This window comes from Mycobacterium sp. NGS39, from assembly GCF_059812765.1.
In genome coordinates this window covers 212,440-230,806 of record NZ_JCALDH010000006.1, presented here as the reverse complement: position 1 = coordinate 230,806, position 18,367 = coordinate 212,440, and the positions used below count along the sequence as shown (strand labels likewise).

Annotated in this window: 20 protein-coding genes; 3 read left to right on the top strand and 17 right to left on the bottom strand. The window is 66.3% G+C overall.

All coding sequences use genetic code 11. The features are described from left to right. Nucleotides 1-34 precede the first annotated feature (34 nt). Nucleotides 35-844, top strand: a complete 810-nt coding sequence (locus AC5Y39_RS11075) for an Rv1486c family protein (protein ID WP_500017132.1) — start codon at nucleotides 35-37, stop codon at nucleotides 842-844. A 117-nt stretch (nucleotides 845-961) separates the two neighbouring features. Here the strand turns inward: AC5Y39_RS11075 and AC5Y39_RS11070 are convergent, their stop codons facing one another. The 9 genes from AC5Y39_RS11070 to AC5Y39_RS11030 form a co-directional block, all read right to left on the bottom strand. Beyond that, nucleotides 962-1,978, bottom strand: a complete 1,017-nt coding sequence (locus AC5Y39_RS11070; RefSeq protein ID WP_500017134.1) for a ferrochelatase — start codon at nucleotides 1,976-1,978, stop codon at nucleotides 962-964. Nucleotide 1,979: 1 nt separating this feature from the next. After that, the gene (inhA, locus tag AC5Y39_RS11065; RefSeq protein WP_500017136.1) at nucleotides 1,980-2,786 is read right to left on the bottom strand and encodes an NADH-dependent enoyl-ACP reductase InhA; all 807 of its coding nucleotides are present in this window, start codon (nucleotides 2,784-2,786) and stop codon (nucleotides 1,980-1,982) included. Between the two features lie 10 nt (nucleotides 2,787-2,796). Beyond that, nucleotides 2,797-3,564, bottom strand: a complete 768-nt coding sequence (fabG1, locus tag AC5Y39_RS11060; RefSeq protein WP_500017138.1) for a 3-oxoacyl-ACP reductase FabG1 — start codon at nucleotides 3,562-3,564, stop codon at nucleotides 2,797-2,799. 157 nt (nucleotides 3,565-3,721) lie between these two features. Continuing rightward, nucleotides 3,722-4,729: a VWA domain-containing protein gene (locus AC5Y39_RS11055; protein WP_500017140.1), complete on the bottom strand. Its 1,008-nt coding sequence runs from the start codon at nucleotides 4,727-4,729 to the stop codon at nucleotides 3,722-3,724. Nucleotides 4,730-4,842: 113 nt separating this feature from the next. After that, nucleotides 4,843-5,793, bottom strand: a complete 951-nt coding sequence (locus tag AC5Y39_RS11050) for a DUF58 domain-containing protein (RefSeq protein ID WP_500017142.1) — start codon at nucleotides 5,791-5,793, stop codon at nucleotides 4,843-4,845. After that, nucleotides 5,790-6,947 (bottom strand): chaperone MoxR1, encoded by a 1,158-nt coding sequence (gene moxR1, locus AC5Y39_RS11045; protein WP_500017144.1) that lies wholly within the window; start codon nucleotides 6,945-6,947, stop codon nucleotides 5,790-5,792. The genes AC5Y39_RS11050 and moxR1 overlap by 4 nt, the downstream gene beginning before the upstream one ends. Before the next feature lie 105 nt (nucleotides 6,948-7,052). Next, the gene (ripB, locus tag AC5Y39_RS11040) at nucleotides 7,053-7,724 is read right to left on the bottom strand and encodes an NlpC/P60 family peptidoglycan endopeptidase RipB (RefSeq protein WP_500017491.1); all 672 of its coding nucleotides are present in this window, start codon (nucleotides 7,722-7,724) and stop codon (nucleotides 7,053-7,055) included. Between the two features lie 35 nt (nucleotides 7,725-7,759). Beyond that, nucleotides 7,760-9,190, bottom strand: coding sequence for an NlpC/P60 family peptidoglycan endopeptidase RipA (ripA, locus tag AC5Y39_RS11035; RefSeq protein ID WP_500017146.1), 1,431 nt, complete (start codon nucleotides 9,188-9,190; stop codon nucleotides 7,760-7,762). A gap of 223 nt (nucleotides 9,191-9,413) precedes the next feature. Further along, the gene (locus AC5Y39_RS11030) at nucleotides 9,414-9,977 is read right to left on the bottom strand and encodes an Rv1476 family membrane protein (protein ID WP_500017493.1); all 564 of its coding nucleotides are present in this window, start codon (nucleotides 9,975-9,977) and stop codon (nucleotides 9,414-9,416) included. 214 nt (nucleotides 9,978-10,191) lie between these two features. Between AC5Y39_RS11030 and AC5Y39_RS11025 the strand changes: the two genes are divergently transcribed. Together AC5Y39_RS11025 and AC5Y39_RS11020 are read left to right on the top strand one after the other, a co-directional pair. Then, complete coding sequence (locus tag AC5Y39_RS11025) at nucleotides 10,192-13,002, top strand: aconitate hydratase (RefSeq protein ID WP_500017148.1); 2,811 nt, start codon at nucleotides 10,192-10,194, stop codon at nucleotides 13,000-13,002. 11 nt (nucleotides 13,003-13,013) lie between these two features. Then, nucleotides 13,014-13,577, top strand: a complete 564-nt coding sequence (locus AC5Y39_RS11020; protein WP_499911954.1) for a TetR/AcrR family transcriptional regulator — start codon at nucleotides 13,014-13,016, stop codon at nucleotides 13,575-13,577. Here the strand turns inward: AC5Y39_RS11020 and AC5Y39_RS11015 are convergent. The 8 genes from AC5Y39_RS11015 to AC5Y39_RS10980 form a co-directional block, all read right to left on the bottom strand. Continuing rightward, on the bottom strand, nucleotides 13,574-13,768 hold the full coding sequence (locus AC5Y39_RS11015; RefSeq protein ID WP_500017150.1) for a helix-turn-helix domain-containing protein: 195 nt from the start codon (nucleotides 13,766-13,768) through the stop codon (nucleotides 13,574-13,576). The genes AC5Y39_RS11020 and AC5Y39_RS11015 overlap by 4 nt on opposite strands. 90 nt (nucleotides 13,769-13,858) lie before the next feature. After that, nucleotides 13,859-15,496, bottom strand: coding sequence for an ABC-F family ATP-binding cassette domain-containing protein (locus AC5Y39_RS11010; protein ID WP_500017152.1), 1,638 nt, complete (start codon nucleotides 15,494-15,496; stop codon nucleotides 13,859-13,861). 12 nt (nucleotides 15,497-15,508) lie between these two features. After that, a complete protein-coding gene (locus AC5Y39_RS11005; RefSeq protein WP_500017154.1) occupies nucleotides 15,509-16,333 on the bottom strand; it encodes an enoyl-CoA hydratase in 825 nt (274 codons plus the stop codon). Between the two features lie 18 nt (nucleotides 16,334-16,351). Further along, nucleotides 16,352-16,726 carry a thioredoxin gene (trxA, locus tag AC5Y39_RS11000; RefSeq protein ID WP_500017156.1) on the bottom strand — a complete coding sequence of 125 codons (375 nt, stop codon included), beginning with the start codon at nucleotides 16,724-16,726 and terminating at the stop codon, nucleotides 16,352-16,354. 39 nt (nucleotides 16,727-16,765) lie between these two features. Next, on the bottom strand, nucleotides 16,766-16,897 hold the full coding sequence (locus tag AC5Y39_RS10995) for a hypothetical protein (protein ID WP_500017158.1): 132 nt from the start codon (nucleotides 16,895-16,897) through the stop codon (nucleotides 16,766-16,768). A gap of 81 nt (nucleotides 16,898-16,978) precedes the next feature. Next, nucleotides 16,979-17,377: a type II toxin-antitoxin system VapC family toxin gene (vapC, locus tag AC5Y39_RS10990; RefSeq protein WP_500017160.1), complete on the bottom strand. Its 399-nt coding sequence runs from the start codon at nucleotides 17,375-17,377 to the stop codon at nucleotides 16,979-16,981. Further along, the gene (locus AC5Y39_RS10985) at nucleotides 17,378-17,605 is read right to left on the bottom strand and encodes a type II toxin-antitoxin system VapB family antitoxin (protein ID WP_500017161.1); all 228 of its coding nucleotides are present in this window, start codon (nucleotides 17,603-17,605) and stop codon (nucleotides 17,378-17,380) included. A 402-nt stretch (nucleotides 17,606-18,007) separates the two neighbouring features. After that, nucleotides 18,008-18,331 (bottom strand): DNA-binding protein, encoded by a 324-nt coding sequence (locus AC5Y39_RS10980; protein ID WP_500017163.1) that lies wholly within the window; start codon nucleotides 18,329-18,331, stop codon nucleotides 18,008-18,010. Nucleotides 18,332-18,367 lie beyond the last annotated feature (36 nt).

Genomic DNA, 18,367 nt, shown 5'->3' with positions numbered 1-18,367 from the left:
CCCGCTCCGCGGCGAACTATTACACTCGGCGGTCATGTGGTGCCCGAGTGTCTCGCTGTCGGTGTGGGCCAACGCCTGGCTCGCCGGCTCGGCTGCGCCAGACGACGTTCTGGATGCGCTAAGCCTATGGGCGCCAAGGCATTTCGTCGCGGCATACGATTCGGTCACCGCCGGGCACACTGGGTTGCCGTGGCCGGATGTGGACGATGCCAGCGTGGTCACGTTGCTGCAGACGCTGCGCACGACCGCGCCTCGGACCGGCCCCTGCGAGGGGTCCATCCGCGTCCTGCTGCCCGTGCCCGGAGACGTGCGCGGGCTGACCGCCGGAACACAATTCCAGCGAGACGCGCTGGCCGCCGGGGAGGCCATCGTGGTGGCGGGCGAACCGGGCACCGCGATCGGGCTCGTGCCGGAATTCGACTACGGCGACAACGGATACGACGCCGGTGACGACGCCCCGCGGGCTGTGCTGTGGACGGTCTACTGCCTGCCGGAAGTGCCGCCGGCGGAGCATCCAGATCTCGGCGAAGCCGAATACGCATTGCGTAACGCGGTGCGCTCGGCCGCCGACGCGTTCGGCGCGATCCGGCCGGGTTATGCGGTCGCCGACCCGCGCGGCATGGTCGAGCAGCTGCTGGAATCCACGCATGCGCACCGCGTGCCCGACGGGGCGCCCTCTCGTGCGCTGCGTGTGCTGGAGAACGCCGCGCGCGTCGATGCGATCCTTGCGGTGAGCTCTGAGGCGCAGATCGTCAGTGACGCGTTCACGCCGTTGTCTGCGGTGGTGCGGTCCGCGCGGATGGCTGCCGTCAATGCGATCCTGCACTCGGCCTGGCGCCGCTGACTTCCCTTGTTGCCGCGAGCGTGCGTGTCTGCACAGCGACACGCCGGGGGGACGCGGACAACTGCGCACGCTCGCCGAGCCGGAAGTCCGGGAGTCACCGCGCTGACACTTCGCCGGTCAGGTGCACGCGGCTGTGCAAGGAGCGCCGTTCACCGAAAAGCCCTGCAATGCAGGCATATCCGATGCCGGGACCCGAGCTGGATCTCGGCCAAGACGCAGCTCGTCGATCAAATCCACGGCAAGACAGGCGAATCGACGATCCGCATTCGGCGTGGTCGCCCGGGCGAACGCGATGCCCAAAGACTTTGCCTGCTCGCGCAATTCGTGGTCCAGGTCCCACACCACTTCGATGTGGTCGGCGACGAAACCTATCGGGCACACGATCACCGCGGCGGTGCCGCGGGCAGCCAGTGCGCTCAGATGGTCGGAAATGTCGGGTTCCAGCCACGGCACCTGCGGCGGCCCGGAGCGGGACTGCCACACCTGGTCGAAGTCGTCGTATCCGGCGGCGGCTGCTACCAGTGCCGACGCATGTGCGACTTGACGTGCATACAGTTTCGGTCCGCACTTGTCTTGCGCCGCAACGGGAATCGAATGCGCAGTGAACACCAGCCGCGCGCCGGCCGGCACAGTCTGCGCAGCGGCGGCGATTCCGTCGGCGAACATCTCCACCAGCAGCGGGTGATCGTAGTAGTGGCGCAGCTTCACCAGTTCGGGGGCGCCGGCGCCGACGACGGCGCGTGCCCGCGCAATGTCCTCGAGATACTGCCGGCAGCTGGAGTACCCGCCCCAGGCGGACGTCGCGAACACCGCAGCGCGGCGCACGCCGTCGTCGCGCATTCCGACGACGGTGTCCTCCACGAACGGCTCCCAGTTGCGGTTACCGAAATACACCGGTAGCTGCTCGCCGCGGTCGGCGAGCTCCGCGCGGATCTGCTCGATCAGCGCACGGTTGATCCCGTTGATCGGCGACACGCCACCGAAATGCAGGTAGTGCCGGGCGACGTCGTCGAGCCGCTCGGGCGGCACACCTCGGCCGCGGGTGACGTTCTCCAGAAACGGGCGCACCTGCTCCGGCCCCTCCGGGCCGCCGAACGACAGCAGCAGCAGGGCGTCGAAGTCGTTGCGGCTCAACTCAAAGCAACTGGGTGCTCGCGCCGCCGTCGGCGTAGATGACCGTTCCGGTGGTCGCGGGCAGCCAGTCCGACAGCACCGCGCACACCGTCTTCGCCACGGGCGTCGGGTCTTTCATGTCCCAGCCGATCGGCGCCCGCTGGTCCCAGCCTTCTTCGAGCAGCTGCATCTGGGCGCCGGCCTCTTCACCGAGTGCACCGCCGACGATTGCGCTCATCGCCAGCGTCCGAATCGGCCCTGCCGCAACGAGATTGGACCGCACGCCGTGCGGGCCGGCTTCGCGTGCGACGAAGCGGTTGACCGACTCGAGCGCGCTCTTGGCGACGGTCATCCAGTTGTAAGCGGGCATCGCCCGGCTGGGGTCGAAGTCCATGCCGACGATCGACCCGCCGTGATTCATGATCGGCAGTAGCGCTTTGGCAAGCGAGGCATACGAATACGCCGAGATGTGGATGCCCTTGGCGACGTCTTCGAACGGCGCGTCGAAGAACGGATTGATGCCCATCCCGGATTGCGGCATGAAACCGATCGAGTGCACCACACCGTCGAGCTTGTTGCCCTCGCCGATCACCTCGGTGACCCGGTCGGCGAGCGTGTCGAGGTGCTCGTTGTTCTGCACGTCGAGCTCCAGCAGCGGCGGCTTCTGAGGCAGCCGATCGAGGATGCGCTCGATGAGCCGCAACCGGTCGAAGCCGGTGCACACCAGCTCCGCGCCGGCTTCCTGCGCCACCTTCGCAATGTGGAAGGCGATCGACGAATCAGTGATGATCCCGGTGACCAGGATCCGTTTGCCTTCGAGCAGCGTCATATCTGTCCTCTCAGTGGCCCATGCCCATGCCGCCGTCGACCGGGATCACCGCGCCGGAGATGTAGCTGGCATCTTCGGACGCCAGGAAACTCACCACGCCGGCCACCTCCTCGGCGGTGCCGACACGCTTGGCCGGGATGAATTCGAGCGCGCCCTGCTGGATCCGCTCATCGAGCGCTCGGGTCATCTCGGTGTCGATGTATCCCGGGGCGACGACATTCGCGGTGACGTTGGCCTTCGACAGCTCACGGGAGATCGAGCGGGCCATCCCGATCAGGCCGGCCTTGGACGCCGCATAGTTGGCCTGGTTGCCGATGCCCCAGGTGCCCGAGACCGAACCCATGAAGATCATCCGCCCGAACCGCTTGCGCTGCATGCTGCGCGAGGCACGCTGAGCCACCCGAAACGCCCCCGTGAGGTTCGCGTCGATCACCTTCTGGAACTTCTCGACCGTCATCCGCATGAGAAATGCGTCCGCGGCGATGCCGGCGTTCGCGACGAGCACCTCGACGGCGCCCTGATGCTCCTCGACCTCTTTGAAGGCGCGGTCGACGGCGTCGTTGTCGGTGACGTCACATTCGACGGCGAACAGGTCCGCGTCGGGCACACCGGAGCCGCGATGGGTGACGGCGACTTTGTGCCCGTCGGCGGCGAGCCGCCGCGCGACAGCCAGCCCGATCCCCCGGTTTCCGCCGGTCACCAGCACGGAGCGGGACACGAACGGCGGCCGCCCGCCAGTCGCAGCGGCCGCGTTGTCGGCAACAGCAGTGTCCGTCATGCCCGTCAACTTAACGTGTCGGCCGCTTCAGCCAGAAATCGCCGTTGCAAAGACGCCCAGACGGTAACTGCCGCGGGAAAGTTCGAGTGCAGGCCACGCGGAATACCGTTTCGGCGCGCAGCGCGGGCGCGTGGCGAGGGCGCTGCGAGGGAGCCGCTCAGGTGGGCAGCCGACGGTTGATCAGCAGAGCCGCGATCGCAGCACAGGCCAGAACCAGCGAGCCGAGCCGCAGCCAGCCGGTGCTGGCGTCACCCTTGATGGTTTCGTAGCCGATCTGCTGCTGCAGCGTCGAGTACACGTTCTTCAGCTCCGACAGGCTGCCCGCGTTGTACGACTCGCCGCCGGACAATTCGGCGATCTTGCGCAGCGTCTCGTCGTCGACGGGCACGGGCTGGCGCTGGTCGTTGATCTCGACATAGCCGTACGGGGTGCCGAACGAAATCGTGGAGATCGGCACACCCTGGTCCTTGGCCGTGCGGGCCGCGGTGTAGGCGCCTTTCGGGTTGTCCGGGTTGGACGGCACCGTCTCCTTGCCGTCGGACAGCAGCACGATCCGCGCCGGCGGTGGCGTGTCCCCCCCACCGATCACCGCGCCGACGGTGGCGATCGCTTGCAGCGCGGTGAAGATGCCTTCACCCGTGGCGGTGCGGTCGGCGAGCTGCAGCTTGTCGATCGCGCGTTTGGTGGAGTCGCGGTTGGTTGTCGGCGACACCAGCACCGTCGCGGTGCCGGCATAGGCGATCAGCCCGAGGTTGATGCCGGGGGTCAGTTCGTCGGCGAACTGCTTGGCGGCATCCTGTGCGGCGGCCAGTCGACTGGGCGGAACGTCGGTGGCCCGCATGGACTGTGACACGTCGATCACCAGCATCACCACTGCGCGGTTGCGGGGAATGCGCACATCCTGGGTGGGTCCGGCCATCGCGATCGTGAACAGCAGCAGCGAGGTGACCAAGAGGATCGCCGGTAAGTGCCGCCACCGGTTAGGGCGTTGAGGCGCAACGCTTTCCAGCAGCTCCATGTTGGCGAAACGCAAGACCCGGCGTTTGCGGGCCAACTGCGCCACGACGTAGAGCGCGACCAGCGCCACGACGACGAGCAGGAACAGAAACCACCACTTGTGCTCGAATCCGCTCAGCGTCATCGGACCTAGCAGCGGAACGTTCATGCGGATCCGCTTCGGGTCAGTTCCCAGCGTGTCATTACACCGATGTCAGTACGCAGTGTCATTTCAGGTCTGTCATTTCAGCTGTGTCATTTCAGTCGTGTGGTTCGGTCGCGCTACGACCGTCCTGCCAGGGCGCCCCTGCGCCGATTGGTGACGAACCGCACCACGTCGGCAATCCAGTCGCGGTCCGTGCGCAGCGACAGCAACGGTGCGCCGCAGCGGCGCAGCGTGCGGGCCACTTCGGCGCGGTGCGCCGCTGCGGCTTTCTCGAAGTCCTCACGCAACTTGGCGTCGATGGTGAATTCCCGCACCACCCCGGTTTCGGCATCCTGCAAGACCACGTCGCCGACGTCGGGCAGTTCGACGTCGCGGGGGTCGAGCACCTCGATGCCCAGCACTTCGTGGCGGCCGGCGATCGCGCGCAGCGGCCGCATCCAGTTGATCGGTCCGAGGAAGTCGCTGATGATCACCGCCATCCCCCGGCGCCGCTCGGGACGGCGCAGGTCGTCGATGGCGCCGGCCAGATCGCCACGCACCCCGACCGGGGCCTGCGGTGAGGTGGCGATCGCCCGCAGCACGTTCTGCTCGTGCATCCGGCCCGACAGCGCTGGCACCCGAATGATGTCCTGCCCGTTGGCAATCAGCGCGCCGAGCCGGTTACCGCCCCCGCTGTTGAGGAACGCGATCGCCGCGGCGGCGGCCACCGCCAGGTCACGCTTCTCGCATCCGGTGGTGCCGAAGTCCAGGCTGGCCGACATGTCGACAACCAGCCAGGTTTCCAGCTCGCGGTCGGCGATCATCTCGCGCACATGGGGCTGGGTGGTGCGCGCTGTCACCGACCAGTCCATCCGGCGTACGTCGTCGCCGGGCTGGTAGAGCCGCGACTCGCCCGGCTCGCTGCCCGGCCCAGGAATCAGGCCGAGGTGATCTCCATGCAGCACGCCGTCGAGCTTTCGCCTGACGGTGAGCTCGAGCTTGCGTAGCGCCGCCGACAGCTCCGGGTCACGAATCTGCCCACGCTGCAAGGACGGCAGGTCGACGGTCCGACCGGCGGACGGACTCACCGACCGCTAGCCGCTGCCGCCGCGGCCGGCACCACCGGGTGCACTGAATGTCCTTGCTGCGGAACAGCATTCACCTGCGGCAGGGCGACCGTTTGCAGGATCCGGGTGATCACCGTCTCCGGCGAGATCTCGTCGGCGAGGGCGTCGTAGGTGAGCACCAGCCGGTGCCGCAGCACGTCGGGAATGATCTCGATGACATCTTGCGGGATCACGTAGTCGCGGCCACGCACCAACGCCAGCGCGCGGGCGCCGGCGATGATCCCCAGCGACGCGCGCGGCGAGGCGCCATAGGCGATCCAGGCCTTGGCGTCGGGCATGCCGAACTGATCGGGGCGCCGGGTGGCGGTGACGACGCGCACGACGTAGTCGACGAGCGCGTGGTGGACGAACGTGTTGGCCGCGACGTCCTGCAGCCGCAACAGATCACCGGGCGCCAGGATCTGCTTGGGCTCCGGCGGCTTGACGCCCATCCGGTAGATAATCTCGCGCTCTTCCTCGGGCGACGGGTAGTCGATGTTGATCTTGAACAGGAAGCGGTCCCGCTGCGCCTCGGGCAGCGCGTACACGCCTTCCTGCTCGATCGGGTTCTGGGTAGCCATGACCAAGAACGGGTTGGGCATGGGGAACGTCTTGCCGCCGATCGAGATCTTTCGCTCGGCCATCACCTCCAGCAGCGCGGACTGGACCTTGGCCGGGGCGCGGTTGATCTCGTCGGCCAGCAGGAAGTTCACCACCACCGGGCCGAGCTCGATGTCGAACTCCTCCTTGCCCTGCCGGTAGATGCGGGTGCCGACGATGTCGGTGGGCACCAGGTCGGGGGTGAACTGGATACGGGCGAAGGTGCCGCCGACCACCCGGGCGAACGTCTCCACGGCCAGCGTCTTGGCAACACCGGGCACACCTTCGAGCAGCACGTGGCCCTTGGCCAGCAGGCCCACCAGCATCCGCTCGACGAGCTGGTCTTGGCCGACGATGATTCGCTTGACTTCGTAAACGGCCCGCTCCAGGGTGTGCACCTCCGAGGAGAGCCCGCCGTTGCGCTCGGGCGGCGGTCCACCCGCGGCAGCCGGCTGCGCACCCGGGTAGCCCGGTCCCGACGCACCCGGCCCGGAAAAGCTTCCGGCGCCCTGTGGCGGCCCACCTGGTGACGTCATCAAGATCCTCCCGAGCTGTCGATAGACCGATGTCCACGTCAACTATTCCAGGCGTGCCGACATCCGTCGACGTAGGTTGCCTGCCAACCGGCTGGGTGTGTCAGGTCAGCTCTCGATGATTCGGGTGACAAACGGCGTCATTCCCGCTGTGCGTACCGGGCTGATCGTCACCTTGCCGGCCACCGATGACGCTTCGAGCATCTGGCCGTTGCCGAGGTACATCGTCACGTGCTGCCCGCCGCCGGGCCCGTAGAAGATCAAGTCGCCACGCTTGGCCTGTGACGGCGGGATGTGCCGCCCGGCGTTGTACTGGTCGCCGGAGAATCTTGGAATCAACACGCCCACGCCCGCGAAGGCATAGCGCATCAGCCCGGAGCAGTCGAACCCGACGGTGCCCGCGCCGTCCTCGACCCCGGTACTGGGGCCGGTGAGGCTGCCGCCACCCCACGAGTACGGCACTCCGATCTGCGAGCCGGCGCGCCGGATCACGTACTCGACCGCCTGCGGCCCGTACACGCGCCCGGACGGCGAAGTCGCGGCGGCCGGATTGTTGGGCAGCAGGCCCAGGCTGCCGAGGAATTTGCGGCCGAGGTCCATGGTGGTCTGCGCGGCCTGGGCACTGGCCTGCAGTGACGCGTTGGCGATCGCGACCGGGTCACCGGGCGCTCCGGCGCTGATGGCCTGCGGCAGCGTGGGATCCCAGGCGTCGGGTTCGGCGGCCGCCGGTGCTGCGAACGCGATCAGCAACGGCGCCAGGATGACGCCGACGATCCGCAGCCGTCGTGTTGGACGCAAGAACTCTTCCCTCCTGGTCAGTATTCGATGTAGCGGACGACGTACGGCGTCATGCCGCTGGTGCGCACCGGCGAGACCTTGACCGGCACGCCGCTTTGCTGGGCCTCGAGCATCTGGCCGTTGCCCAGATAGATGGTCACGTGCTGGCTGCCGCCCGGGCCGTAGAAGATGACGTCGCCGCGGCGCATCTGAGCCGCGGGGATCTTGCGGCCCATGTCGTATTGGGCGCCGGAGTAGTGCGGCAGTTTGATACCGACGCCGGCGAACGAGTACAGCACCAGACCCGAGCAGTCGAAGCCTGTGATGTTCTCGTCGCCGTCGATGCCGGGGCTGGGTCCGGCCGCATTGCCTCCGCCCCACGAGTACGGCACCCCGATCTGCGACATGCCGCGGCGGATCACGTACTCGGAGGCCTGCTGGCCGTACACCCGCGGGATTCGTCCGTTGGTGATGCCGGGATCGGGCTGATTGGGCTTGATGATGCCCATCTTGATCAGGAAGTTCCGGCCTAGATTCGCCGTGACCTGCGACGACGTTGCCGAGATGCCGAGCACCGCGTTGATGATCGCGATCGGATCACCGCTGACGAACGCGCTCGGGATCGCGGGCAGCGTCGGATCCCACGCCGTCGCGTCCCAATTACGCGTATTCGCTTGCGGCGCAGGGGTAGTCGAGCCCGGCGCGTCCCAGCGATCCCTTGGGCCGGTTGGCGGTGCCGCGGCGGGAGCGGCCGGCGCCGTTTGCGGGGCCCGGCCGGCCGACGTCGACCACACGGCCCGGGCCGCGTCGAGCTTGGCCTGGGCAGCGTTGCGCTCGGCGGCCAGCTTGTCGACTTCGGCCTTCTGGGCGCCGAACTGCTTCTGCGCGTCGGTCAGTGCGGCCACTGCGTCGTCTTGGGCGCGCTTCGCGTCGGCAGCAGCCTGATCCGCCTTCTGCTGGGCCGCCCTTGCCGCCGATTCCTTGTTCACCTGCTCAGTGCGGGCGCGCTGCAAATCGGTGAGGGTCTGCTTGGCGCTGATCGCGAGCGCCTCCCCCGCCGACGCGGTCGCGATGAAGTCTTCGGGATTGGTCGCCGAGAAATACGACGACGACGGGCCGTTGACGTAAGCGGCGGCGGCGAACGTGTCGAAGCGCTGTTGGGCGGCCGCAATCGCGGTGTTCGCGTCCTCGATCGCGCGCTGGCTGCCCGCCACATCGGCCTTCGCTGCGTCAGCCCGCTCGCGGGCCGTCTGCACGTCGACGATCGCCTTGTTCACCGCCTCTTGGCGGCTCTGCACTGCCGCGCCGATGTCCTGGAGCTTCTGATTGGCGTCGGCCACCGCTGCGATCAGCGATGCCATCTCGCCGGGAGCAGCCGGGGCGGGATCCGCGGCCGCCAGCCCCGGAGTCGACACCAACAGCCCGACGACCACTGCTGTCGCGCATACCGAGTGGCGGATGCATGTCATGCGACTTCGGTCTCCTATGTCCGTGCCTCTTCGCGCAAGCGCTCGTCAGTGCCGAGTCGACACTCGAATCACTTCAATAACAGAAGTGGACATAGGAACCGTACGTCACATTTGACACTGAAGAAACTTTGGTCACAAACTACAAACTTGTAATTGAGAATGCTGTGACCAATTAGTTATCCGGGCAGCAGCCACTGCGGCCGGCGTCGGTGGAAAGCGCAGGTCAGCCGGTGGGCTCGGACGGCACCTCGGCACGCTGCGCTGCGCGCCTGCTACGCACCTGCAGTACCCGGGTGAGCACGGTCGCAACCGTCACCACGACCATCAGAACAATGGTGAGCGCAGTCCACGAAAAGGTCGGCGTCTGCAGCTGGCTGACGAAATTCTTTGCGGCCTGTACCGGATTTCCGGCCGTTTTGGCGACGTCTTGTCCGGCTTCCAACGTCACCCGGTCATAGGTGGTGCTGTACGTGCCGGCCCACCCGGGACTGATGACGAGGACCGTCGAACCCGGATAGGCATGGCCGACTTCGGTGGCGATGTCGCGAAGCGGGGTGTCGATCGGCGGGTTCTTCGGCAGCCAGACGACTTTGAGGTCGATGCCCTTCTGCTTGGCATCGGAGACCACCTGGCGCAGGCCGGCGACGTCGACGTCCTTGGGCGCACTGACACCGTCGTCGCGGACGTCGACCAGGACTTGGCTCAGGCACTCGCCGGGTGGTGTCGCCGGGGACGCTCCGACGGTCGCGCACACCTCTACCGGGATATAGAGAGGAATCTGCGGCATCGTCACGGTGATGACCGTACCGCGGGCGCTCGAGCGCTTGCGCGAAGAGCGAGGAGCGCACCTACAAAGTGGGTACACCCTGCGGGTGCGGCTTCGCCCGGGCGGACGGAGAATCGGCCCGCCGCCCCGGTGAAACAGGACAAGCGTACTGCTAGGATCGCAGGTGCCGGCGACAACAGCCCGCCGCCGGCCGACAACTTAACTGGGAGTGAATGTGAGCAGCGCAGAATCGGCCAACTCGTTTGATGCCCGCGACACCCTGAAGGTCGGCGACAAGAGTTACGACATCTATCGCCTGGACGCCGTCAAAGGAACCGAGAAACTCCCCTACAGCTTGAAGGTGTTGGCCGAGAACCTGCTTCGTAACGAAGACGGGTCGAACATCACCAAGGAGCACATCGAGGCCATCGCGAATTGGGATCCCAAGGCCGTGCCCAGCGTCGAGATCCAGTACACCCCGGCCCGGGTGATCATGCAGGACTTCACGGGCGTCCCGTGCATCGTGGACCTCGCAACCATGCGCGAGGCCATCGGCGAGCTGGGCGGCGATCCCGACAAGGTCAATCCGCTCGCGCCGGCGGATCTGGTCATCGACCACTCCGTGATCGCCGACCTGTTCGGGCGCGAAGACGCGTTCGAGCGCAACGTCGAGCTGGAATACGAGCGCAACGGTGAGCGCTACCAGTTCTTGCGTTGGGGCCAGGGCGCTTTCAGCGACTTCAAGGTGGTGCCGCCGGGCACCGGCATCGTGCACCAGGTCAACATCGAGTACCTGGCCCGGGTGGTGATGGACCGCGACGGCGTCGCCTATCCCGATACCTGCGTGGGCACCGACTCGCACACCACCATGGTCAACGGACTCGGCGTGCTGGGCTGGGGCGTCGGCGGCATCGAGGCCGAGGCCGCAATGCTGGGTCAGCCCGTGTCGATGCTGATTCCGCGGGTGGTCGGTTTCAAGCTGACCGGCGAAATCAAGCCCGGTGTCACCGCCACCGACGTCGTCCTTACCGTCACGCAGATGCTGCGCGAGCACGGTGTCGTCGGCAAGTTCGTCGAGTTCTACGGCGAGGGCGTGGCGGAAGTGCCGCTGGCCAACCGCGCCACCCTCGGCAATATGAGCCCCGAATTCGGTTCCACCGCAGCCATTTTCCCGGTCGACCAGGTGACCATCGACTACCTGAAGTTCACCGGGCGCAGCGACGAGCAGTGCGAGCTGGTCGAGGCGTACATGAAGGAACAGGGCATGTGGCACGAGCCCGACAAAGAGCCGGAGTTCTCCGAATACCTGGAGCTCGACCTCGCGTCGGTGGAGCCGTCGATCGCCGGGCCGAAGCGCCCGCAGGACCGGATCCCGCTGTCCAACGCGAAGGCCGCCTTCCGCCGCGACATCAAGAACTACGTCGGCGACGACCCCGAAAAGAAGGAGTACAGCAGGGTCGACGAGGCCGTTGACGAGACGTTCCCGGCCAGCGACCCGGCCGCGATCTGCTACTCGGACGACGGCGAGGCAGACCTTCGCTCGGCGGCCAACAAGTCGGAGGGTCGTCCGTCCAACCCGGTCAAGGTGAGCTCCGAGGACCGCGGCGAATTCACGCTCGACCACGGCGCGGTGGTGATCGCGGCGATCACCTCCTGCACCAACACCTCTAATCCCGAGGTGATGCTGGGTGCCGCATTGCTGGCCAAGAACGCGGTGGACAAGGGCCTGACCTCCAAGCCGTGGGTGAAGACGTCACTGGCCCCCGGCTCGCAGGTGGTCACCGACTACTACGAAAAGGCCGGTCTGACACCGTATTTGGAGAAGCTGGGCTTTTATCTGGTGGGTTACGGCTGTACCACGTGCATCGGCAACTCGGGGCCGCTGCCCGACGAGGTCTCGCAGGCCGTCAACGACAACGACCTGGCCGTCACCGCGGTGCTGTCCGGCAACCGCAACTTCGAGGGCCGCATCAATCCCGACGTCAAGATGAATTACCTGGCGTCTCCCCCGCTGGTCATCGCCTACGCGCTCGCGGGGACCATGGATTTCGACTTCGAGAACGACTCGCTGGGCCTGGACAAGGACGGCAACGATGTGTTCCTGCGCGACATCTGGCCGGCGCGCGAGGACATCTACGCCGCCATCAACGATTCCATCAATCAGGAGATGTTCACCAAGAACTACGCGGACGTGTTCAAGGGCGACGAGCGGTGGCGCAACCTGCCGACGCCCGAAGGCAAGACGTTCGAGTGGGACCCGGAGTCGACGTATGTGCGCAAGCCGCCGTACTTCGACGGCATGCCGGCCGATCCGGAACCAGTCAGCGACATCAAGGGTGCGCGGGTGCTCGCGCTTCTCGGCGATTCGGTGACCACCGACCACATTTCGCCGGCCGGCAGCATCAAACCCGGCACCCCGGCGGCTCAGTACCTCGACGAGCACGGCGTGGAGAAGAAGGACTACAACTCCTACGGTTCGCGGCGCGGCAACCACGAGGTGATGATTCGCGGGACGTTCGCCAACATCCGGCTGCGCAACCTGCTGCTCGACGACGTGTCGGGCGGGTACACGCGCGACTTCACCAAGGGTGGCGAGCAGGCGTTCATCTACGACGCGGCGCAACACTATGCGGAGCAAGACATTCCGCTGGTGGTGCTCGGCGGCAAGGAGTACGGGTCCGGGTCGTCGCGCGACTGGGCGGCCAAGGGCACGCGGCTGCTGGGCGTTCGCGCGGTGATCGCCGAGTCCTTCGAACGCATCCACCGCTCCAACTTGATCGGCATGGGCGTGATCCCGTTGCAGTTCCCCGAGGGCAAGTCGGCGAAGGATCTGGGTCTTGACGGCACCGAGACCTACGACATCACCGGGATCGAGGAACTCAACGACGGCAAGACGCCGAAGACCGTGCACGTCAAGGCATCCAAGGAAGGCGGCGACGACGTCGAATTCGACGCGGTGGTGCGCATCGACACGCCCGGCGAGGCCGACTACTACCGCAACGGCGGCATCCTGCAGTACGTCTTGCGCAGCATGCTGAGGTCCTGACCGGCCGCCACATGCCCCGAGTCAGCGAGGAGCACTTGGCGGCTCGTCGACGTCAGATCCTTGACGGTGCTCGACGTTGCTTCGCCCAATACGGCTATGACCGGGCGACCGTGCGTCGGCTCGAAGAGACGATCGGGATGTCGCGGGGGGCGATCTTCCATCACTTCAGGGACAAGGACGCGCTGTTCTTCGAACTGGCCCGCGAGGACGCCGAGCGGATGGCCGACGTCGCGTCACGCGAGGGCCTGATCCAGGTGATGCGCGACATGCTGGCCGCGCCGGAGCAATTCGACTGGCTCGCAACGCGATTGGAGATCGCCCGCAAGCTGCGCAACGACCCGGCGTTTCACCGCGGCTGGATGCAGCGGTCCGCGGAGCTGTCGGCGGCGACGTCGGCGCGGCTACGTCGGCAGCGCAAAGCCGGGCGCCTGCGCGACGACGTACCCGGCGACGTGCTGCAGTGCTATCTGGATCTGGTGCTCGACGGACTCGTGGCGCGGCTGGCGTCAGGAGAGGATCCCAAACGGCTCTCCGCGGTCCTCGATCTCGTCGAGGAGTCAGTGCGGAGCCGCTAGCTGGCGCGTCTGCGGGTGTGGTTGGGGCCGCCGCGGCCGCGCATCGTGGTGCCCGATTCACGCAACATGCTGTGAATGGAACCGTATGAGCGGCCAGTCGATGCGACCAGCTTCCTGATGCTCGCCCCGTGTTCGTATTCGTTGCGAAGCTCGTGTAGCAACTCCGCGCGTTGCTTGTCCGGCTTTCTCATCGCCATCTCCCCGCTGTGAAAGCATCCGCATTTTGCAGGGTAGGGGCAACGACGCGGCGATGGAGGCGATTGACCGAAATCGTTGGTGTTTCAGGCCAGCTCGATGAGATCGCGGTAGTCCTCGGACCAGAAGTCTTCGGTGCCGTCGGGCAGCAGCACCACCCGCTGGGGGTCGAGCGCCTCGGCGGCGCCGGGATCGTGGGTGACCAGAACCACCGCGCCGACGTAGCTGCGCAGCGCGTCGAGCACTTGCTCGCGCGAGGCGGGGTCGAGGTTGTTGGTGGGCTCGTCGAGCAAGAGCACGTTCGCGGTCGAGGCCACCAGCCCGGCCAGCGCAAGCCGCGTCTTCTCGCCTCCGGATAGCGTGCCCGCGAGTTGTTCCAGCTGTGGGCCGCTGAACATGAACGCGCCCAACAGACCTCGCAACTCCTGGTCACCGGAGTCGGGTGCCGCGTGCCGGATGTTCTCCCACACCGTTGCTCCGTTGTCGAGCGTGTCGTGCTCCTGCGCGAAATATCCGATCTTGCAGCCGTGTCCGGGTTCGACGACGCCGGTGTCGGGAGTTTCGACGCCGGCCAGAAGCCGCAGCAGCGTGGTCTTGCCGGCGCCGTTGAGGCCGAGCACGACGACGCGCGAGCCGCGGTCGATCGCCAGGTCCACGCCGCTGAACACCTCCAGCGAGCCGTATGTCTTGGTCAGCCCCGTGGCTGTCAGCGGTGTCCGCCCGCACGGCGCCGGCGTGGGGAACTTGATGCGCGCCACCTTGTCGGCGACGCGTTCCTCGTCCAGGCCGGCCATCATCCGGTCGGCGCGACGCAGCATGTTCTGTGCCGCAACGGCTTTCGTGGCTTTGGCGCCGAGCTTCGCGGCTTGTGCCCGCAGGGCCGTCGCCTTGCGTTCGGCGTTGGCGCGTTCGCGGCGGCGGCGCTGCTCGTCGGTGGCCCGGGCGTCGAGGTACTTGTGCCAGCCCATGTTGTACACGTCGACCTCGCCGCGGACCGCGTCGAGGAACCAGACTTTGTTGACGACGTCGGCGAGCAGCTCGACGTTGTGGCTGATCACCACCAGACCGCCGGTGTGGCTCTGCAGAAAGTCGCGCAGCCAGCCAACCGAGTCGGCGTCGAGGTGGTTGGTGGGCTCGTCGAGTAAGAGCGTGGTCGTAGAGCCGGAGGCGCCGGCTCCGCCCTCACTCGCGGCGAACAGAATCCGGGCGAGCTCGACGCGGCGACGCTGTCCGCCGGAAAGGGTGTGAAGTGGCTGCATCAGAACGCGATCGGGCAGGCCGAGGCTCGCGCAGATCCGCGCAGCTTCGCTTTCGGCGACGTATCCGCCGAGCGCGGCGAACCGCTCCTCGAGTTGGCCGTAGCGGCGGACAGCTTTGTCGCGTTCGGTTTCGTCGACAACCTCCGCCATGACGGCCTGCTGCTTTTCGAGCTCGGTCATGAGCGTGTCGAGGCCGCGGGCCGACAGCACCCGGTCGCGGGCGATGACGCTGAGGTTGCCTTCCTTCGGATCCTGTGGCAAATAGCCGATCTCGCCTTTGCGATGGATGGTGCCGGCGTAGGGCTCCGCCTCTCCGGCGAGGATCCGCATAGTGGTGGTCTTGCCGGCACCGTTTCGGCCGACCAGGCCGATGCGGTCGCCGGGCTGCACCCGCAACGCCGAACCCGCCGCGGACAGCAAGATCCGCGCGCCGGCGCGGACCTCGAGGTCCGTTGCGGTGATCATGGCGGATGTCCCTTACTTGTCGTCAGTGAAGACCGGTGCGCGCTTCTCGGCACGCGCGGCGACGGCCTCTTCGAAGTTGGAAGTGAGCAGACGCACGAACAGCTGCCCGAGGCCTTCGGCCTGCATGTGTCCCTCCAGGGTACTGGCGTCCAGTCCAGTCCACAGCGTGCGCTTGGTCAACTCGATTCCGGGCCGGGAGAACGCGGCGATCTGATCGGCGATCTGATAGCACGTCTCGAGCAGTTCGTCGCCGGGCACTGTGCGCGACACCAGACCGATGCGTTCGGCTTCGTCGGCGTGGATATCGCGGCCCGTCAGCATGACCTCGAACGCGCGCGACGATCCGATCGCACGTGGCAGCAGGTAGCTCAGGCCCAGTTCGCTGGCGGTCAGGCCGTTGTTGATGCCGGCGGCCCGGAAGTAGGCGGCCGTCGAGGCGATGCGGATGTCGGTGGCCAGGGCAAGGCACAGTCCACCGCCGATCGCGGCGCCGTTGACCGCCGCGATGACGGGTTGGTGCATGCGCCGCAGGCCGAGAATGACGTCGTCGAGAATTTCCATCGAGCGAAGCGCATAGGTGGGCCGGGTCAGGCCGGCGACGTTAGGGACTGAGCCGGCGGACTTGTGGTCGGCGCCCGAGGAGAAGCCGCGGCCGGCACCGGTGAGCACGACCACGCGCACGTCGTTGTCGTAGGTGATGTCCTCGATCACCGCCTTGAGCGGAACCATCACGTCGAACGCCATGGAGTTCATGCGTTCCGGCCGGTTCAGTGTGACAAGCGCGACATGCGGACGCGGGCGGTCGACCAGGACGAAGTCGTTGTTCACGGATTGCACGCTATCGCGTGCGGGCGGTCAGACCTGTTCGCCGTCGCCTTGTGCGCGCTGTGCGGCGAGCGCGGCGTCTACGTCGAGCGCCTCTACCTTCTGGACCAGTTCCTCGAGCATGGCCGGGCTCAGCGCGCCGGCCTGGTTGAACACCAGCGTGCCTTTCTTGAAGGCCATGAGCGTGGGAATTGCACGGATTTGCGCCTGCGTTGCGAGTTCTTGTTCGGCTTCCGTGTCGACCTTCGCGTACACGATGTTCGGATGCTTTTCCGACGACGCCTCGAACGTGGGCGCGAATTGCTTGCACGGGCCACACCACGACGCCCAAAAGTCGAGCAGCACGATTTCGTTGCCGTTGATCGTTTCGTTGAATTCCGCGGCGGTGAGGTTTCTGGTTGCCATGGTCAGCCCAACGTCCTCAGCTCGGGATATGTTCCGAAGTCACGCGACGCCACTGACCAGCAAGCCGCAGAGCAGGACAACCACCCATGCGGCGAGGATCACCGGAATCACCCATTGGCTCACGTCCCGACTTTTCGGGTGCCCCTGGTGGGCTATCGCCGGCACAGCCATGATTTGCGCCTCCTTTGTTCGTGGCTAGCCGTTCGGGTAGCCACGGCGCGAATTCGGCAAACGTGCGTGCCAGCGTAGATGTCAGAACAGCGGCTTGGTCTGCAGGCCGCAGTGCTTTCGGATCACCTCGTAATCCCGGTCTCGATGCGCGACGGCCACACCGAGACGCAGTGCCATCGCTGCGACCTGACAGTCGATCAGGCTGCGCACGGTGTCGCCGCCGCGACGGCAGCGACGGTGGATAGCCGCCGCATCTTCGGCGTCTCGGACGGGCGCGAGCGACTCGATCTGGAAACGCAGCAGAAGGCGCCGACGCAGCGCGGCCGTTGCCTCGTCGGTGGTGCCGATCATCAGCTCCATCAACACCACATCGGGAACAACGATTCGGTCATCCGCGCGTATTCGGTCCGCCAGCCACCGGCTGGCGGCCGAGTCTGTGGTGCTGAGGTACTCGATCCAAACTGAGGTGTCGACGATCATCTACCGGTCAGCGCCGGGATGGTTTTCTTCGGCTGAGAACGCCTCGATCTCATCGTTCGTGTAGTCGAATCCGCTGCCCTGCAGAGCTAAAGCCTCGTCCAGACCCAATGGCTCGCCCACGAGCCTGCGCAACGCAAGGTCCACGGCGCTTTTCTTGGAATCCAGCCGGTATATGCGCTGCGCGGCCGCGACAAGCGCGTCATCGATGTCGATGTTGGTGCGCGACACGTCCGCACTATACACCTCAATGTGTATAGAAGTGTACGACGATATGCTCGTGCCAGTCTGGTGTGCGGCGGTGCGGCTGCTGGCGGGCGGAAGTTGCAGGGACCTCGCGCGGTCCGGTAGGTAACTCGTCGTCACGCGCGAGTTCCGCCGGCGACCCTGCCGCCGCGGCGACACGTAACGGATCCCTATGAATAGATCCACCAGTTCGTACGCGCCCCGAGGTTGTCAACGCCTGGATGGACTACGAAGAGGACGACGCCACGCGAGCCGATCACTCAACGGACTTGAATCGGTCTGCGCAGCCTAGCCGCGACACCCCGTTATTCCCGTTACGGGCGCACACCGCCTCTGCCACATGGTTCCCCCTTGCAGGACGACCGCCCGGCTGATTCATAGGCCTGCTTAGTACCCGTTAACGTCGACCCACTCCTCGATGATGTTTCGCAGTAACTTTGACACGCTCACCTTCCGCCCAGCGGCGATCTTCTGCAGCTTGTCGCGTGTGGTTTCTGAAACCCGTGTTTGCACGATCGGCGAGTGCTTGCCGTCACCAGACAAGGACTTACCGCCCGGAATCAAGTTGGCCCCCCGCGCCTTCTTCTCGGCTTGTTCAACCACCTGCGCAGCTCGCGCCTCAGTGATGTTTTCACCGGTGACGGTGTGAAGGTCGGCCGCGTCCAGGTCTATGTCATCGGCCGAGTCGAGTTCGCAGTCTTCGGGATCCATGCCCCACCCGCTCCCTGAGTAGTGTGTCGAAAACAA

Excerpts from the sequence above, each read along its gene's own strand:
- AC5Y39_RS11075 (WP_500017132.1), top strand. The coding sequence starts at position 35 with ATGTGGTGCCCGAGTGTCTCGCTGTCGGTGTGGGCCAACGCCTGGCTC.
- inhA (WP_500017136.1), bottom strand. The coding sequence starts at position 2,786 with ATGACGCTGCTCGAAGGCAAACGGATCCTGGTCACCGGGATCATCACT.
- fabG1 (WP_500017138.1), bottom strand. The coding sequence starts at position 3,564 with ATGACGGACACTGCTGTTGCCGACAACGCGGCCGCTGCGACTGGCGGG.
- AC5Y39_RS11055 (WP_500017140.1), bottom strand. The coding sequence starts at position 4,729 with ATGAACGTTCCGCTGCTAGGTCCGATGACGCTGAGCGGATTCGAGCAC.
- moxR1 (WP_500017144.1), bottom strand. The coding sequence starts at position 6,947 with ATGACGTCACCAGGTGGGCCGCCACAGGGCGCCGGAAGCTTTTCCGGG.
- ripA (WP_500017146.1), bottom strand. The coding sequence starts at position 9,190 with ATGACATGCATCCGCCACTCGGTATGCGCGACAGCAGTGGTCGTCGGG.
- AC5Y39_RS11030 (WP_500017493.1), bottom strand. The coding sequence starts at position 9,977 with ATGCCGCAGATTCCTCTCTATATCCCGGTAGAGGTGTGCGCGACCGTC.
- AC5Y39_RS11020 (WP_499911954.1), top strand. The coding sequence starts at position 13,014 with ATGCCCCGAGTCAGCGAGGAGCACTTGGCGGCTCGTCGACGTCAGATC.
- AC5Y39_RS11015 (WP_500017150.1), bottom strand. The coding sequence starts at position 13,768 with ATGAGAAAGCCGGACAAGCAACGCGCGGAGTTGCTACACGAGCTTCGC.
- AC5Y39_RS11010 (WP_500017152.1), bottom strand. The coding sequence starts at position 15,496 with ATGATCACCGCAACGGACCTCGAGGTCCGCGCCGGCGCGCGGATCTTG.
- trxA (WP_500017156.1), bottom strand. The coding sequence starts at position 16,726 with ATGGCAACCAGAAACCTCACCGCCGCGGAATTCAACGAAACGATCAAC.
- AC5Y39_RS10995 (WP_500017158.1), bottom strand. The coding sequence starts at position 16,897 with ATGGCTGTGCCGGCGATAGCCCACCAGGGGCACCCGAAAAGTCGGGAC.
- vapC (WP_500017160.1), bottom strand. The coding sequence starts at position 17,377 with ATGATCGTCGACACCTCAGTTTGGATCGAGTACCTCAGCACCACAGAC.
- AC5Y39_RS10980 (WP_500017163.1), bottom strand. The coding sequence starts at position 18,331 with ATGGATCCCGAAGACTGCGAACTCGACTCGGCCGATGACATAGACCTG.